The following is a 16,755-nucleotide window of genomic DNA, read 5'->3' as shown; positions in this document are numbered from 1 at the left end:
CGAAACTTAGAGACGGAGGATGTTGATCTATGCTCTACCGACTATCGTTCAGACGCCGAATCTGGATCGCGTTTATGCTCATTGTCATCTTTGCGGTTACTACCGCAGGTGCGTTAAGCTACATGATCGCGGAGGAAGTTGTGAAGGACAACGCTTATCAGCTAAGTCAGGAAACGATTCATCAAACTTCGAAGGTGTTAGATGAGAAGCTGAATCATATTACGCAAGCGGTTTACTCGATGATGGTCAATACGGCTTACCGAAGAGCGTTAGGGATGGACAGCAGCTACTCGGAGGCGGAAAACTACTACACACATCTGTCCGGGCTGCAATCGACTTTTGTGCAGACCAAGCTGTATGAACCAGTCATCGATTCCATACTTATCGCCACGCGCGAGGGTGACTATTATCAAACAAGTCAGCAGCGTAACTTCTCCCATTCGTTCTATGACTCGGAGCTGTATACGCATATCAAAAGCGAGAAGCGCAAATTATGGGTGGCCGGTCATGAGGATCGTTTCTTTTCCAGCAGGGAGAACGTCATATCCTTTGTGATGGAGGGCATACCCTCTCATTATATCGAAGATATTTACGTTGTAGCGAATGTCAAAATCGACTCAATTCGATCCTTAATTGCTTCGGAGGATAAAAATCGCAAACAATTCCATCTTCTGGCCTCATCCGATGGGAGCGATGTGTTGTTAAACAATTCCATCATCGCGGATACGCTGAAACATGAACCTAAATATAGGGAGGCCTTATCAGCTGAGCAGGGAAGCTTTGAATATTCGGATCAAGGTTATGAGTATTTGGTTAACTTTACCAAGCTAGGTGGAGTAAAGGAGTGGACGCTATTCAGCTTCCTGCCTAAATCCGAATTGATGAAGCAGATGGACAGCATTAAGCTGACCATTCTTGGGGTTATTACGGGATGCTTGCTCGTATCGTTTGCTTTTGCGAATATGCTGACCCGATTGCTTATAAGACCGTTAAGCCTCTTGCAATCACTAATGAAACGGGTGGAGATGAACGATCTTAACGTACGTTATGAAAGCGAATACAATGATGAGATTACGCAGGTCGGTTATCGTTTTAACCGGATGCTGGAAGAGCTTAATGAAATGTTTGACGTTGTGAAGCAGGCAGAGAAGGATAAACGCCAGTCCGAGATGAAAGCCCTGCAAGCTCAAATTGATCCTCATTTTCTATATAACACGCTTAACACGGTGTACTGGAAGTGCCAGCTGAATCAATTGGAGGATGTTCAGGACATGGTGCTGTCCTTATCACAGCTGTTTCAGCTCGGCCTCAATCGCGGCAAAGAGATGACAACGCTTGCTCATGAGCTTCTGCACGTGGAGCAGTATTTAAAAATTCAACAGAAATGCTATGAAACGCTGTTTACCTACAATATCGAGGTAGATCCCTTAGTGGATATGCAGCACCCGATCTTGAAAATCATGCTGCAGCCGCTGGTTGAAAATTCAATCCTGCATGGCTTTAACGATCGCAATGAGGGTGGGTTCATACGGATTCAGGTGAAACAGGATAGCACCTATCTGTACTTCATCGTAGAAGATAACGGTATGGGACTGAACGAGAAGGATCCAGCTGATCCCCTTCTTCGACAATCGGCATCCTCGGTTACATCCGGTTATGCATTATATAATGTCCGATTGCGATTACAGCTTCAGTATGGAAGCACGGCTGATTTGCACATGGAAAGCGAACCTAATGTATGTACCCGAGTTTCGATTATCATCCCCCGTTTCCCACAACTCGAAGGGAGTTGACTCAAACCGATGAGCGCAATAACGACAACGATTTGCTTTATTGATGACATTCAGAGTGTTGTCGATGGCATATCCAAGCAAATCAACTGGGAACGTCATGGGATATCCGTAAGCGGGACGGCAATCAATGGAGAAGATGGACTCATGTTGATCACCTCGTGCAAACCGGATATCATCGTGACGGATATTCGAATGCCGAAGCTCGATGGTCTGGAATTGACCCGACGCGTCAAAGAGTTGCTGCCTCGAAGCAAAGTTATATTGATGACAGGTTTCAGCGATTTCGAATATGCCAGGCAAGCGGTTCAGCTTGGGGCGTTTGACTTTATAACAAAGCCCTTTTCACTGGCTCATATCGAGGAAATCGTTGTAAAGGCCAAAAAAGAAATTGAAGCGATACGAAACCAAGAGGATCATATCGCTGAATTAGAGCAGCGGGTTCAGGAGAGTATGCCGTTCCTGCGTCAGGAATTGTTCACGTTATTGTTACATCATAAGGTGGACGAACAGGAGGCGGAGCAGCGGTGGGAATATGTAAAGCCGGATCTGGAGTCCAGGCATCTGCTCGTCATGATTCTTGAAATCGACGGATTTGATGACAAGCATCGAGATTCACCGATGAATGAACTGGAGCTCGCTCGGTTTGCATTGAAGAATATTACGGAGGAAACCATCGCTTTGTATACAAGGGGGATGGTATTCCGGGATTCGGCTAACCGCTTAGTAGCGGTGCTGAATACACCGTTATCAGCTTCAGCGGCAGCCATAGCAGAAGCGTGCTGTCAGCATGTTAGATTATATACTTCATTAACGATATCCATAGGAATTGGCAGACCCGTCATGTATATCCATGAATTGTACTCATCATATGATCAGGCGTTGCATGCCCTGTCATACCATTTCTATACCGGAGGCAATGCGGTGATTTCATATGAAGATGTAGCTAATACGGAAATGTGCTTGCCGCGCAGCATACGGACCGCAGAGCAGGAAATGGTCTATGCCTTACAATCCGGAAACGTCGACCAAGCCTTACGGACGCTCGATCATATCCTGAATGAGTTTACGAACAGGTCGCCGCTTCCCAAGCCGGAATACTTCATCAGCCTGTACTATGAGCTGGCGTACATGATGCTAAGGGCGATTCAAGATAAGGTACCGATGAATGAACTGTCCGATTTGAACATGATCGTTCGGGAAGGGCGGGTCAGCTCGGAGAGGTCCTTAACGGACATGAAGAAGATTTTGCATAGTATCGTGACGCTAGGCTGTGAACGCATCGAGAACCAGAATCGCTCCGCCGCCGCAAAAATCATCCAGGAAGCTATTCATTATGTGAAATCCAAGCTGGATCAGGACCTCAGCTTAAGTGCTTGCGCGAAGGCAGTTCACTTGAGCCCAAGTTATTTTGCTGGCTTATTCAAGAAAGTGACGGGAATGGCATTTAGTCAATTCGTCACTCAAGAACGAATGGAGCTGGCCAAGCGGCTGCTCTTGGAGGATCGGCAAATTCAGGAGATTGCGGAGTCGCTTGGTTATGTGGAGCGGCGGTATTTTACCGACGTATTCAAAAAATATACGCAGATGACACCATCGGAATTCAAGCAGGCACACATAAGAAACAACATTTCATTGTAATAGGAGGGATATCGTGACTACCCGCATAGAGAATGCCATTGACTGGCCGGTGTTTATGTTCAGACACGATATGTTGTGGACGACGCGTCCGATCAGCTGGGATGAAGGGGCTTTTCTTGGAAACGGCATGCTCGGAGCGATGATTTATAGTGAAGAACATCGGGATAAACGGAATGTGCTGCGATTTGTGCTTGGACGCTCCGATATAACCGCATCACGTCCGGGTGAACAGGCCTTCCCGGTCCGCGTGCCAATTGGCGAGCTCGCATTGGAGCTGGAGGGATGGATTTATCAGCCCTTTGAAATGCGGCTGGAATTATGGAACGCGGAATTGAGGGCGGTTATACCGACAACGAAGGGAGAAGTCAGAATTCGTGCGTTTGTGCATGCATTGGCTCCTGTACTTGTCGTGGAGCTGGATGCAGATGAAGGTGAACGCGATGCGAAGCTGAAGTGGTACGCCTATCCGGAGGTTGACCCTGTTTTGAAGAACGCGGACGGGATTAATCTCAACCAATACCTTCCCGAAACCACCGTTCAGCATTTGGAATCCGGTGAGGTATCGATCGGCATTCAGGAATATGGAAGCGGGGAGGGCTGCACTACGGCTTGGCTAACTCGACTTACTGACCAGTCTGAGCAGAAGTCGGAAAGCTGGCATCGGCAAATCTGTATCTTAACCGTGATGAATGGCGTGGACGATGCCGCTTGTGATCAGGCGTTACGGGAACTTGGGGTAGTGCCGAACTCATCCTCAGGCTGGGAAGCCTGGATTCATGACCATCGCAGGTGGTGGCATCATTACTATCCGGAAAGCTTTATTTCCATACCGGAGCAGCAGCTGGAAAGCTTTTATTGGATACAGATGTATAAGCTGGCTTCTGCGACCCGTGGGAACGCATTGCCTATCGATAATCAAGGTCCGTGGCTCACTTCTACGCCATGGCCTGGATTATGGTTCAATATGAACGTGCAGATGAGCTACTCTCCGATTTATACGGCGAATCGCCTCCATCTGGGCATGTCGCTGATTCGTTCCCTGCAGGAGCATCAGGACCAATTGATCCGTAATGTTCCCGAAGCTTACCGCGCGGACTCGGCAGGACTCGGTCGAAGTTCAAGCTATGATCTGGACAGTCCGGTCACGGATGAGGTGGGGAATTTAACTTGGGTCATGCATAACGCTTGGCGTCATTACCGTTATGCTATGGATGATCATATGCTGCGAAGCTTGGTATATCCTCTTCTCCGGCGCAGTGTGGGTTTATATTTGCACCTTCTTGAGGAAGGGCAGGACGGCCGTCTTCATTTACCTCCCACAATCTCACCGGAATATGGGTCCTTTAAGCAGCTGAAGACAGCCGATTCTCATTACGATTTAGCGCTGCTGCGCTGGGGATGTGAAACCTTAATCCGCATAACGGATCAGCTTGGTGTTCATGACTCGCTTCATGATCGATGGCGGGAAGTCCTTGAGCGATTGGTACCTTTTCCGGAGGATTCATCCGGTTATATGATCGGCGAGGGTCAGCGTATGGAATTCGGACACCGCCATTTCAGCCATATGCTGGCGGCCTTTCCACTGCATATCGTCGGCGATACTGAAGAGGAGAAGGAGCTGATTCTTCGCTCGCTCCGGCATTGGATCGGCCTTGAAGGAGATTTGCGCGGATTTAGCTTCACTGGAGCCGCCTCCATCGCAGCCAAGTTGGGTTTAGGAGATGAAGCCCTCGCGTACTTGCGGAGTTTAATGCATCTCATTAAGCCGAACACCATGTACAAAGAAGCGGGGCCGGTCATTGAAACGCCACTGGCCGGGGCTGAATCGATCCATGACATGCTGCTTCAGAGTAGAGGGGAGCGGATCTTCGTTTTCCCTGCAGTCCCTAAAGAGTGGCCGGAGTCGGCATTCCATCAGCTGCGGGCAGAAGGAAGCTTCCTTGTTAGCGCTGTTCGGGAGGAAGGGCGCACCGCTTGGATACATATTTGCAGTCTTGCCGGAGAGCCCTGCCGGATTGTAACGGATATGGCCACATCTGCGGACGACGGCCTGGATATTGACATCGGGGGAATCTCCAGGAAGTGTCCAATCCAGGCAGATGGGACGATCGATCTGGCTCTGAAGCCTGGTGAGGAAGCTTACATTTACAGGGCCCGTTGGAGCGAATCCACTCGATTCCGCATCTCGCCTGTCCCTGCTGAGAAGGGCAAATGCAATCTGTTTGGCAGTCGTAAACCGTGGAGATTGTATGGGATTCCCAAATAATCCGTAGTTATTCGTTAACCTGCAACCGTTCTTGTCTTTAGAGCAGCCTTATCCCTATAAAGGCTGCTCTTGTTATCACCAAAGGCTATAAGGAGGAAAAGTACATGTTCAGCATCCTTCGTAAATATAACCGCAGCGTCATTATGGCATGGCTGTTCTCTTATGTCACCGTATTAATGGTGCCGATTCTGATCAGCTTTGTGCTGTATTCATTCTCATACCATCAAGTGAAGAGCGAGACCAATCGGGCAAACGAATTGCTTCTTCAGCAGATGGAAATGTCCATTGACAGCAAGCTGAAAAGTCTGGAGCGTTTAAGCCTGGAAATCGCGCTAAACAAGGGGATTTCGGCATTTTCCAGCGTGGAGTTACCGCTCCGTGATCATCAGTATTACGATGTGTTCAGCATATCGGAAAGCCTACGAACTTATAAAAATGCAAACGATTCGATTGAGGATATTTACGTGATGTATTTGAACAGTGATACGGTGATTTCAACGTATGGTCATACAAGCGGCAGGGGGCTCTATCAAAAACTGCGGCAGAGTGGCGAACCCTCTTATGAGAAGTGGAAGGGGCTGTTTGAGCAACGATATGTAAACGGTTACAAATCAATGGAGTTTCAAGATGGTCTTCAGAGCTTCCCGGTGGTCGTATTTGCACATTCCCTCGTATTTAATTCCCCGGCCCAGCCACCGGCTGTTGTCCTGTTCTTAATCAAGGATTCGAAACTCATCGAGAGCGCTCCCCGGCAAAAGGATGCCAGTATGTTTATTATAGATACGGATAGCATGTATATCGCTGCATCGCGACAGGATTCGGCCGTACCTGCTGGTCTAAGTTATGAGCAGCTGCAAGGCGATAGCGGGATGATCTATATAGACTCTGGCGCGGAGCAGTTCGCGGTTTCCTATATCACGTCGCAAGTAACCGGGTGGAAATATGTATCCGTACTGCCAGCGGCATTATTCGATGAGAAAATGAAAGAATTACGCCATCTGACATGGATCAGCATCGCCCTGAGCTTGTTTATTGGAGGTATTGTTACGGTATTGTTCTTGCGCAGAAACTATATGCCAGTTCAAGTGATGCTGCAAAGTTTATCCAAAAAATTCGGACTGAGGTTTGACGGGGGAGCCAATGAATACACGTTCTTGCAGGGGACGATTCAGCAATATTTTCATGACAAGGCAGATATGCAGACGGCGCTTCATAAACATCGCAATACAATACGGGCGCATTTGTTGCGGCGACTTTTAAAGGGCTACGCCGATCAAGATCAGTCTCTCCATACAACGCTGCCTGCTCACGATATACAGTTTCAATCCGCCCGATCCGTTGTCCTGCTGATATCGATCGATCATTATGGCAAGTTTGAGCAGTTTGGCATTCGCGGGCTCCCGGATCAGAAGCAGCAAATGCTTTATTTCATACTAACGAATGTATTTGAGGATACGGCTTCCGATGAAGCGCTTGTGTTCACAACAGAAATGAACGAAGCGCTTGCTTGTGTCATTAATTTTAAAACGAGCTTGCCAGTGGAGCAGGAGCAAACCGTATTGAATCGAATACTGGCCCAGGTTCAAGATTTCATGCGAAAGCATATCGAGGCAGAGCTTACCGTGGCTGTAGGTCAAGTTCATTCGGATTTACACGGCATCGCTCTTTCTTATCAAGAGGCGCAGACCGCGCTTGAATATCGGATCGTGATGGGCAGCGGGCAGTTCATCCCGTATACGGACACTCTGATGGACAGGAGCACGCAATCCCGTCAATTTTATTATCCTTTGAGTGTCGAGCAGCAGTTTATAGGTTTGGTGAAGAGCGGGAACTACGACAAAGCGGAAGCCATTTTGGATGATATATTTCAAGCCAACTTTTCCAAGCACCCGGTTTCGGTGCCACTCGCCAAATGCCTGATGTACAACCTGGCAAGCACGATGCTGAATACGCTTGAGGAAGTGAGGGCGGGCAGCAAGCGAACCGATGAAGAACATTTTATCGACGCCGATCAATTGCTCGAGTGCGATCATGTGCCGGAAATGAAGGAACGGATGAAACAGATGCTTGCGCAGGTCTGTGAATGGATCCTGGCCGAGAAACGGAATCACCACCGTTATTTAATCGAGGATGTCTCGCAGTATGTCCAAGACCATCTGTATGATCCTAAATTGAATATTTCAATGATTGGCGACGCTTTTCAAATGACCCCTTCATATATATCGAGACTGTACAAGGAATTTATAGGAGAAGCCTTGCTGGATACCATTAACCGCCTCCGTCTGTCCAAAGCAAAAGAACTGCTTATTTTGCAAAAGCTTACTGTCAATGAAATCGCTAGCCGGGTCGGTTATGCGGATGTTAGCACGTTTTTACGAATCTTTAAAAAATTCGAAGGCGTTACCCCGGGGAAATATCAGAAAGCCGCACCGTAAACCGGATTTTTCATGAAAAACCATCGATTTTTAAGGAATTGCCTGCGATTTTAGATTTTGTCTATGGTAAGGGATACGGGTTTTATTGAACAATGACAACGGATAGGGCAACATGCTGGCCTATCCTACACCTTATCTTACAATCGGGGGAATGATGATGGTTCAACGTTTGCTGGTCAAAGACAGCTTGTTGCGAAATGTAAAGTCAGGACTGACCGCCATATTGTTAACAAGTCTGGTGCTTGCGGGATGTTCGTCGGGAGGTAAGGATACCACGCCGGACGCTAAGCCGAACGAGGCCGGGAAGGGGACATCCACTGCAATCGGTTCATCGTATCCGTTAAATACAACCGAATCGATCACGTCATGGGAAATCTTGAACATGAATGCGGTAACCTTCTATTCCAACCTTGCAGAAACGCCGTTCGGGAAAGCGCTTGCCGATAAAACAGGAGTTCAGGTGGAGTATATTCATCCGAATGATCAGCAGACGGCGGAGCAGTTCAATCTGATGATCGCGTCCGATGAGCTACCGGATGTCATTGAATACGATTGGACCGGACGAAGTGCGGGATCCTATCCGGGCGGACCGGAGAAAGCCATTCAGGACGGCGTCATTCTGGAGCTCAATGAGCTGATTGATCAATACGCGCCGAACCTGAAGAAGAAACTCGAAGCAGATCCGACGCTTGATCGCATGGTCAAGACAGATAGCGGCAAATATTATGTATTTCCCATGATTCGCAATCCGTCCGGGCTCGTCTTCCGGGGTCCCATGATCCGTCAGGATTGGCTGGATGAGCTTGGTCTTCCAGTTCCAACGACCATAGAGGAATGGGAGAAGACGTTAATCGCCTTTCGTGACGAGAAGGGGGCCAAAGCACCGCTCAGTGTGACTTACACTGGAGGGAATTTTGAGATCCGCGATGCCTTTATCGGAGCTTATCGCACGTCAAACTCCTTCTATGTGGACGATGAAGGAAAGGTGAAGTATGGGCCTATAGATCCGCAGTATAAAGATTTTCTGGCCTTATTCCGCAAGTGGTTTGCGGAAGGATTGTTTGACAAGGATTTTGCGCTCACCGATACCAAAGCGTTGGATAACAAGATTCTGACCGGGCAGACCGGAGCAACGGTAAATCTCCTCAGCGGTGGCATGGGAAAATGGATGGATGCCATGAAGGAGCAGGATCCGAAATTCAAGTTGGTTGGCGCTCCATATCCAACTCTCCTTAAAGACGAAGTTCCTTTTATTGGACAACGGGATTTCAAGTACAATCCGGGACCAAGCAAAGCCATCACAAGCGCCGCGAAAAATCCGGAACTGATCGTACGCTGGCTTGATTATGCCTACAGCGATGAGGGTGCGATGCTCTACAACTTCGGCATTGAAGGAGAGAGCTACGTGTTGGAGAACGGTGCTCCAGCCTATACCGATTTGATTAAAAATAATGAGAAATACAGTCTGCAGCAGATGGTATCGCAGTATTCCAAGCCGAATGGTCCATACGAAGCGGATGAACGTCGGAATTGGAATACGTACCCTGAGCAGGATGAGGCCGTGAAAGTGTGGGCGAAGACGAATGCCGAGAAGCATATACTGCCTAGCTTCCTGACGCCAACCGCCGAAGAGAGCAAGGAGCTTGGCAAGATTCTAACCGAAGTAAGCAACTATAAAGAGGAAATGTTTGTCAAGTTCATTGTCGGCAAGGAGCCGATGGAGAGTTATGACAAGTATGTGGAGCAAATCAAGAAGCTGGGGATTGAGCGCGCGGTTGAAATCTATCAAAGCGCTCTGGATCGATACAACAGCCGATAATGAAATCTTGAGCCGAGGGGAATGGAGCGGGTTCATTCCCCTTAGTAACTTGAACCTTCAATAGACAGAACATAGGGAGTGAGAACGGCATGGCGAAACTTCCGCCTCCGACACGCACGTCAATTCCTTCAAACTCGGTAGGACTGAATCCTCGAAATTGGGGCTTGCTGAAGGACATTAGTAAAAATCCTTTCCTGTACATCATGTTAATTCCGGTACTTCTATACTTCGCGGTTTTTCATTATTTCCCCATGTACGGGGCGTCCATCGCCTTTAAGGATTTCTCTCCACGTCTTGGCATCATGGGAAGCCCATGGGCTGGCTGGGAGCACTTCGAATCGTTTTTTAACGGCATTTATTTCTGGCGGGTCGTCAAAAATACGCTGTTGATCAGCTTTTATGAACTTCTCTTTGGCTTTCCGGCACCCATTATATTGGCGCTCCTGCTGAACGAGGTGAGAAAAACCGCATTCAAACGCACGGTTCAAACCATAACGTATATGCCGCATTTTATTTCGCTGGTCGTTGTTTGCGGCATCATTAAGGAATTTACGATGAGTGACGGGTTAATCAACGATATCTTGGCTTTTTTCGGATGGGAACGGGTCTCCCTTCTGCTGGAGTCTGAATATTTTCGGACCCTCTTCGTAACCTCCGGAATTTGGCAGAACATCGGCTGGGGAACCATTATCTACCTTGCCGCCCTGGCCGGTATCGACCAGGAACAATATGAGGCCGCGAAGATCGATGGAGCCAATCGGTGGAGGCAAATGTTGAATGTGACCTTGCCGGGGATCATGCCTACGATTATCATCCTGTTCATTCTTGAGATCGGCAGGCTGATGAACGTCGGCAGCGAGAAAATCATCCTGCTTTATAACCCGTCAATCTACGATACCGCAGACGTCATTAGCTCCTATGTGTACCGGGTCGGGCTGCAGGAATTCAATTACAGCTTCAGCTCGGCAGTAGGGCTGTTCAATTCGGCCATCAATTTCACGCTTGTCATCGGCTCAAACTGGCTGAGCCGCAGAATGAACAAAACCAGCTTGTGGTAGGAGGTGAAAGGAATGGAATGGAGAGCTGGGAATCGATCGGTCGGTGAAAAGCTGTTTGATGTTTTTAATTACATCTTGTTGACCGTAATCACGTTATGTACCTTATACCCATTGATTTATGTGCTGTTTGCTTCCTTGAGTGATCCTACCCGTTACATGCAGCATTCGGGGATTCTATGGAAGCCGCTGGATATCACATTTAACGCTTACCGGCTCGTGTTTGATAATCCGATGATTATTCAAGGATATTTAAATACGTTCCTTATCGTTTCTGGAGGCTTGGTGCTCAATATTATATTGACCGCATTCGGAGCGTATGCGCTGTCCCGTAAGGGTTTACGATATCGTAAGCAGCTGATGCTGTTTATCGTATTCACCATGTTCTTCAGCGGGGGGTTGATTCCGCTGTATTTTACAGTGAAAGGCCTGGAGCTTACCAATACGCTGTGGTCCTTAATTATTCCGCAGGCCATATCTGCTTTTAATCTAATTATCATGAGAACGGCTTTTGAGGCGGTGCCTGATAGTCTGGAGGAATCCGCCAAGATCGATGGAGCCAATGAATTCGTCATCCTATTCCGGATCATGATGCCGCTGTGTATGCCGGTCATCGCCGTCATGCTGCTGTATTACGGTGTCAGCCACTGGAACTCATGGTTCCAAGCCATGATCTATTTACAGGACCGCTCCTTGTATCCGCTGCAGCTTGTCCTGCGAGAGCTGCTGCTTCTGAATGATGCAAGCTCCATGGCAAGCGGAGCGAGCGGAGGGGAGGTCGCCGTCATCGGCGAAACGCTGAAGCATGCGACCATTATCGTTGCGACGGTACCGATTCTGCTGGTCTATCCGTTTCTACAGAAGTATTTTGTGAAAGGTGCTCTAATTGGTGCCATTAAAGGATAACGACAGGAGGATATGATGAGTAAATTAAAGATTCAACATGAACTCGATTTGGATATGTGGTGGAATGGTGCTCGGTTGAAGGTGGACCGGATGTTGGCTAGAAAGCCTGAGCTTGCTCCGCATGCGGCCAAGGGCGGGGAATACGACGGCTTGACCCTGGACAACTGGATTTCAGGGTTTTGGCCGGGAATGCTGTGGATCTTTTACGATATGACCGGAGAGGCGAAGTATCAGGAAGCGGCGTGGGAGTGGGATATACGGATGGAACGATTGACTCTTGAAGAGAGTCGCTTTCATCATGATGTCGGGTTTCAGTATTTGCCGACAGCCGTACTGAAATATAAGTTAACCGGCGATGAAGATGGCAGAAGGCGCGGACTTGCGGCGGCTAATTTTCTGGCCGGACGATTTAACTTGGCAGGCCAGTACATCAGGGCATGGAACAAGGATCTCCCGGGCTGGGCTATTATCGATTGCCTCATGAACCTGTCCCTCTTGTACTGGGCTGCCGAAGAAGGAGAAGACCCAAGATTTCGTCACGTTGCGAATGCCCATGCGAATATGGCTTTGCAGCATATGATCCGTGCCGATGGATCCACCTGTCATGTTGCTTCGTTTGATCCCGAAAGCGGGAATTTGCTGGAGTATATGGGCTGGCAGGGTTATGCCCCGGATTCCTGCTGGTCAAGAGGGAATGCATGGGCGCTGTATGGGATGGCTAACGCTTACCGCTACACGAACAATAAGGATTATTTGTACGCCGCCGAGCGGGTAGCTCATCATTTTATAGCTTCCTTACAAGGGCAGGGGGTACCGCCATGGGACTTCCGGGTACCGAATCCCGATACCGAGCCTCGTGACACCTCCGCTGCGGCCATTGCCGCCTCCGGATTGTTGGAGCTCGCTGCTTTGACAACTCCGGAAGTTGGGGCTGTATACCGGAAAGCTGCTGAGCGAATCGTCCTGGCTTTGTCGACGGAGTACGCAGCTTTCCAGGCTCCTGAGCATGAAGGGATCCTGTTTGGCGGAACCGGCCATAAGCCGGCTGATACCAATATTAATGTGTCGCTTATTTATGGGGATTATTATTACATCGAGGCTCTCGCGAAGCTTCGGGGCTGGGTCCATCGCGTATTTTAATTGGTTATGGGACGTTAATATTCGATAGAGAGGTGAACGGATATGAAAACGTTATTAAACGCATTAAAAAACCAACGGATTCACACATCGATAAGTTTGGTACTGGTATGGATCCTTTTGATCGGAACACTGGTGATGACGCCTTCAGAAGCCCAAGGGGCTTCGAGCGATGCAGGAGGGAGCAGCAGCATGAGTCGGATTGAGAGCACAGTAACGGCAAGCAGCTATCAGCCGGGCACGAATTACGTGCCTGGGAATGTACTGGATGGGGTATGGGGCGAGGACGCGGAGAGCGAGCAAAGTCGCTGGTCCGCTTCCGGTCAAGGTCAATGGCTGCAATTTGATCTAGGCACGGAACATACCGTCACGTATGTGAACATTGCCTTTTTGAATGCTAGAGAGCGTCAGTCGAGCTTTGAGATATTAGCTTCGAATACCGAAGATTTCCAATCCGGCACCGTTGTTTTGGAACGACAGTTCAGCCGGCAGCTGAAACCGGAAGATCGTATCATGCAAACATATGTGTTACAGAATCCGGTGAAGGCCAGGTATTTGCGGTTGATCGGATATGGCAATAACGCCAGCGGAAGTTCGGGAAACTGGAACAGTATCATGGAAGTAGAGCTTTACGCAGGGAAAGTGCCGGGCGAATCACCGGAGGAACCCCAACCACCACTTCCTCCAAACGCTGGCGAAGAGAAGGAGGAAGATGTGAAGCTCCCTGAGATGAAGCGCGTCTCGGTCAGCACGGCGGTGCAATTGCAGCAGGCACTGGATCAGGCAGTTGCCGGTACGCTGATTGAACTGAAGGACGGGACCTATGAGCAGAACGGTCCGTTTGTTGTGAAGGATAAACACGGCTCTGCGGCCTATCCGATTCGAATTACCGGGAAGCCCGGCAAGGTAACCATAACCGGAAATAGTTATATGCACATTGAAAATTCAAGTTATGTTGAAGTCAGCGGACTCACGTTCCGGAACGGGATCGGCGACGAGAATGGAAAACAGTCCTTGATTGATCGGGGATTGGCAAATCGGGCGCTTACAGGGGTACACCCAGGCATTCAATTGGAAAGCTCCAGCCGAATCTCCATTCTGGGCAACGTCTTTGCCTTGGATGAAACTGGCCAGCCCTACCGATTTAAAGCTCAAAACCGATATGTATGGTGCCTGCTCAATGTGGAGAACAGCTGCCGGTACAGCGGTGAAGAGTATGACCCGAATGGGGAAGTATATGAGGGATTAACGCCTTATGAAGATCCGAAACTGATCACGGACAATGGCACCCACAGGCATTATATCCGAGTCGAAGGAACAAGCAGCCATAACCGGATCGCTTATAATGATATTGGGCCGAAGAAGGGCTTTGGCGCAGTCGTGATTTATGACGGTGAGGGACATCGCGGACAGCATATATCGCAATACGATGTCATTGAGTATAACTATTTTCACGGTATCGGCCCCCGGGTAACCAACGGGTTGGAAGCCATCAGGCTTGGACTTTCCAGTACCTCGCTCTCTTCCGGTTATATCACGGTTCAGTACAATTTGTTTGACGGGTTTAACGGTGAAGATGAAGTGATATCGGTGAAGAGCAGTGACAATATCATACGGTACAACACGATTCGTGATTCATACGGCGGGATTGTGTCGCGACATGGAAACCGTAACAGCTTCTATGGCAACCATCTGATCGGCGATGGAGTGACTCCGGGCAGCAGCGGGTTTCGGATATACGGCAACGATCACAAAATCTATAACAATTACATGGAGGGTCTTACCGACAAAGTGATTCGTCTTGATGGCGGAACGCATGACGGCGGACCGGAAGGCAGTACGAATCCAATCGTTCGTTGGGGTGGAAACCAAGAGCAAACGGCAAGGCTTGGCGATCTGCCGGCCGAACAAAGAACGGAACTTTTGCGTGGACATTGGCGGCAGTATAACGTTCAGATTTACAACAATACGATCGTGAATGTCGGCAATCAAACGACAACTTTCAATCTGGGCGGCAGAACCTATCAGCCGGTAGGGACTAAGATTTATAACAATCTGATCTTTAGCCATGCAGGCACGATGTTTCAGGAGACCGATGCGGTGATGCAAGCACCCGAACAGGAACGGGCTGACTACAAGGGAAATATGCTCTCGGGGAACGCACCGATTTCTAACAACCCCATTGTGGACAGAGGGATGAACAAACAAGAACTTCATTTGGTGCGCAGTAAGGACGGCCTCATTCGATTATCCGTCTATAGTCCAGCCGTGGACGCTGCCCTGACTCCATTCGTTGCAGCGGACGACATGGATGGCCAGATCCGCTATATACCTGACGTGGGTGCAGACGAATATGCGCCAGGCAAGCAGCGATCGAATCCTCCGCTTACCGTCCATGATGTCGGCCCGGAAGCCTGGACGAATTGAAGGTGAATACCCTACATCATTCTGCCTTCATCCCCATTCTTCGAACTTTCGAAGTCACACGATAATCAAAGGTTACGTTTTTATAGATTTCACCCCATTGCTCTGCAGATTTAACATGGCTTTTCCAATACGATGGTTCTTTGGCTCTTACCAATTCTCCGAATCCGAATATATCGGATTCTTTTTTTTGTGTCTTTTGGATTAATCCGATTAATAATTCTGTAACGGAACGCTCATTCTCGCGTGCAATTTCCTCCAGAATTTTTGAGTTATCGATCGGGATGGTATCTGAGTTTTTTTCTTCGATATTAATCTCCGTCGTTGCCGTGATCGTAAAATGGGGCATACCGTTCTTGATATCCACTTTAATTTCCGATTCCCGGTTCGTCGCATGGATCATTACGACCTGGGAATCCCTCCCAATATGGATAATTCCGCGGTATCCTGCCGGACTGATTCCCTTGATGACCAGGTATCCGGCAATTTCAAACGGTTTTGTCGTGCCTACCATTTTGGCCCCCTTAAAAAAAGCCATTCCGCTGATTTCCACGTTTTCCCCCTTCATGATTCTGATATAAGGCAGAAATCCTTCCTGACCTTTCTTTGAAGAATTGCTCCAGAACGTCCCAATGTAGTTACTTGGAAACTTGCCATGCTTTACAGCATCGTCCAATGTAGACGCTAGATACAGCGCCGGGACTCGCTCCAATTTCGGTGCTGCTTGCATATGATTTTTTGCTTTTCCTTTCGATACCATCAACCAGGCCATACGGCGAACTTCGGCATTACGGTGTAGATAGTCGTTTAAATTCTCGATTCCTTTTCTGGCAAACTCTTCGGATACGACGATGACGCGGAGATGGCCAAAAAACAATTTGCCTGATATTTGCTGCTGTAAATTCATCATGGCATCGTCGACCGTGTGTCCTACAACATCGAGCACCCACACGGTTTCTTGCTCACCTTCTCCCGAACCTCCGCCTTCACCAGGCCCGAGCGGTATTCTGCCGGGAAGCGCAATTTGAACGGATAGTTGGATTAATTCCTGTTTCGGAGCAGGGTATTTCCCACGAAGATGAGATATTTCATCCTCACGTGCCTCAGCACCCTTTTCAGCCGTATCGATCGATATCCCCAGAACGACAGCACGCTCTTCAATCTCCATCCGATCCCAGCATCCCGTAAGGAGTGAGCACGATAGAAGAAGGACGATCATGAATTTTACGTTTAGGTTTACGCTTATTCTTGTACTCATTGAAATCCTCCTACACTCTGTGAA

Annotated in this window: 10 protein-coding genes; 9 read left to right on the top strand and 1 reads right to left on the bottom strand. The window is 48.6% G+C overall.

The window, feature by feature from the left end:
- The first annotated feature begins 29 nt into the window (after positions 1-29).
- The 9 genes from ABEW73_RS18850 to ABEW73_RS18810 all read left to right on the top strand — a co-directional run bounded on the left by ABEW73_RS18850 (position 30) and on the right by ABEW73_RS18810 (position 15,476).
- Positions 30-1,793: a sensor histidine kinase gene (locus ABEW73_RS18850; protein WP_430165965.1), complete on the top strand. Its 1,764-nt coding sequence runs from the start codon at positions 30-32 to the stop codon at positions 1,791-1,793.
- 9 nt (positions 1,794-1,802) lie between these two features.
- Entirely contained in the window at positions 1,803-3,431 is a 1,629-nt protein-coding gene (locus ABEW73_RS18845; protein WP_430165963.1) for a response regulator, read from the top strand.
- Between the two features lie 13 nt (positions 3,432-3,444).
- Entirely contained in the window at positions 3,445-5,697 is a 2,253-nt protein-coding gene (locus ABEW73_RS18840) for a glycosyl hydrolase family 95 catalytic domain-containing protein (RefSeq protein WP_430165962.1), read from the top strand.
- A gap of 104 nt (positions 5,698-5,801) precedes the next feature.
- Complete coding sequence (locus ABEW73_RS18835) at positions 5,802-8,132, top strand: helix-turn-helix domain-containing protein (protein WP_430165960.1); 2,331 nt, start codon at positions 5,802-5,804, stop codon at positions 8,130-8,132.
- A 157-nt stretch (positions 8,133-8,289) separates the two neighbouring features.
- Entirely contained in the window at positions 8,290-9,951 is a 1,662-nt protein-coding gene (locus tag ABEW73_RS18830) for an extracellular solute-binding protein (protein WP_430165958.1), read from the top strand.
- Positions 9,952-10,040: 89 nt separating this feature from the next.
- Positions 10,041-11,009: an ABC transporter permease gene (locus ABEW73_RS18825; RefSeq protein WP_430165956.1), complete on the top strand. Its 969-nt coding sequence runs from the start codon at positions 10,041-10,043 to the stop codon at positions 11,007-11,009.
- Positions 11,010-11,021: 12 nt separating this feature from the next.
- On the top strand, positions 11,022-11,912 hold the full coding sequence (locus tag ABEW73_RS18820) for a carbohydrate ABC transporter permease (RefSeq protein WP_213647257.1): 891 nt from the start codon (positions 11,022-11,024) through the stop codon (positions 11,910-11,912).
- A gap of 15 nt (positions 11,913-11,927) precedes the next feature.
- Entirely contained in the window at positions 11,928-13,052 is a 1,125-nt protein-coding gene (locus ABEW73_RS18815) for a glycoside hydrolase family 88 protein (RefSeq protein WP_430165954.1), read from the top strand.
- A gap of 42 nt (positions 13,053-13,094) precedes the next feature.
- On the top strand, positions 13,095-15,476 hold the full coding sequence (locus ABEW73_RS18810; protein ID WP_430165952.1) for a chondroitinase-B domain-containing protein: 2,382 nt from the start codon (positions 13,095-13,097) through the stop codon (positions 15,474-15,476).
- Between the two features lie 16 nt (positions 15,477-15,492).
- Here the strand turns inward: ABEW73_RS18810 and ABEW73_RS18805 are convergent, their stop codons facing one another.
- Positions 15,493-16,731 carry a Ger(x)C family spore germination protein gene (locus ABEW73_RS18805; protein WP_430165950.1) on the bottom strand — a complete coding sequence of 413 codons (1,239 nt, stop codon included), beginning with the start codon at positions 16,729-16,731 and terminating at the stop codon, positions 15,493-15,495.
- Positions 16,732-16,755: the final 24 nt, after the last annotated feature.

The organism is Paenibacillus lautus, assembly GCF_050482385.1.
In the GTDB taxonomy this organism is placed as follows: Bacteria; Bacillota; Bacilli; order Paenibacillales; family Paenibacillaceae; genus Paenibacillus_AQ; species Paenibacillus_AQ lautus_B.
This window is presented reverse-complemented; position numbering and strand designations above follow the sequence as displayed.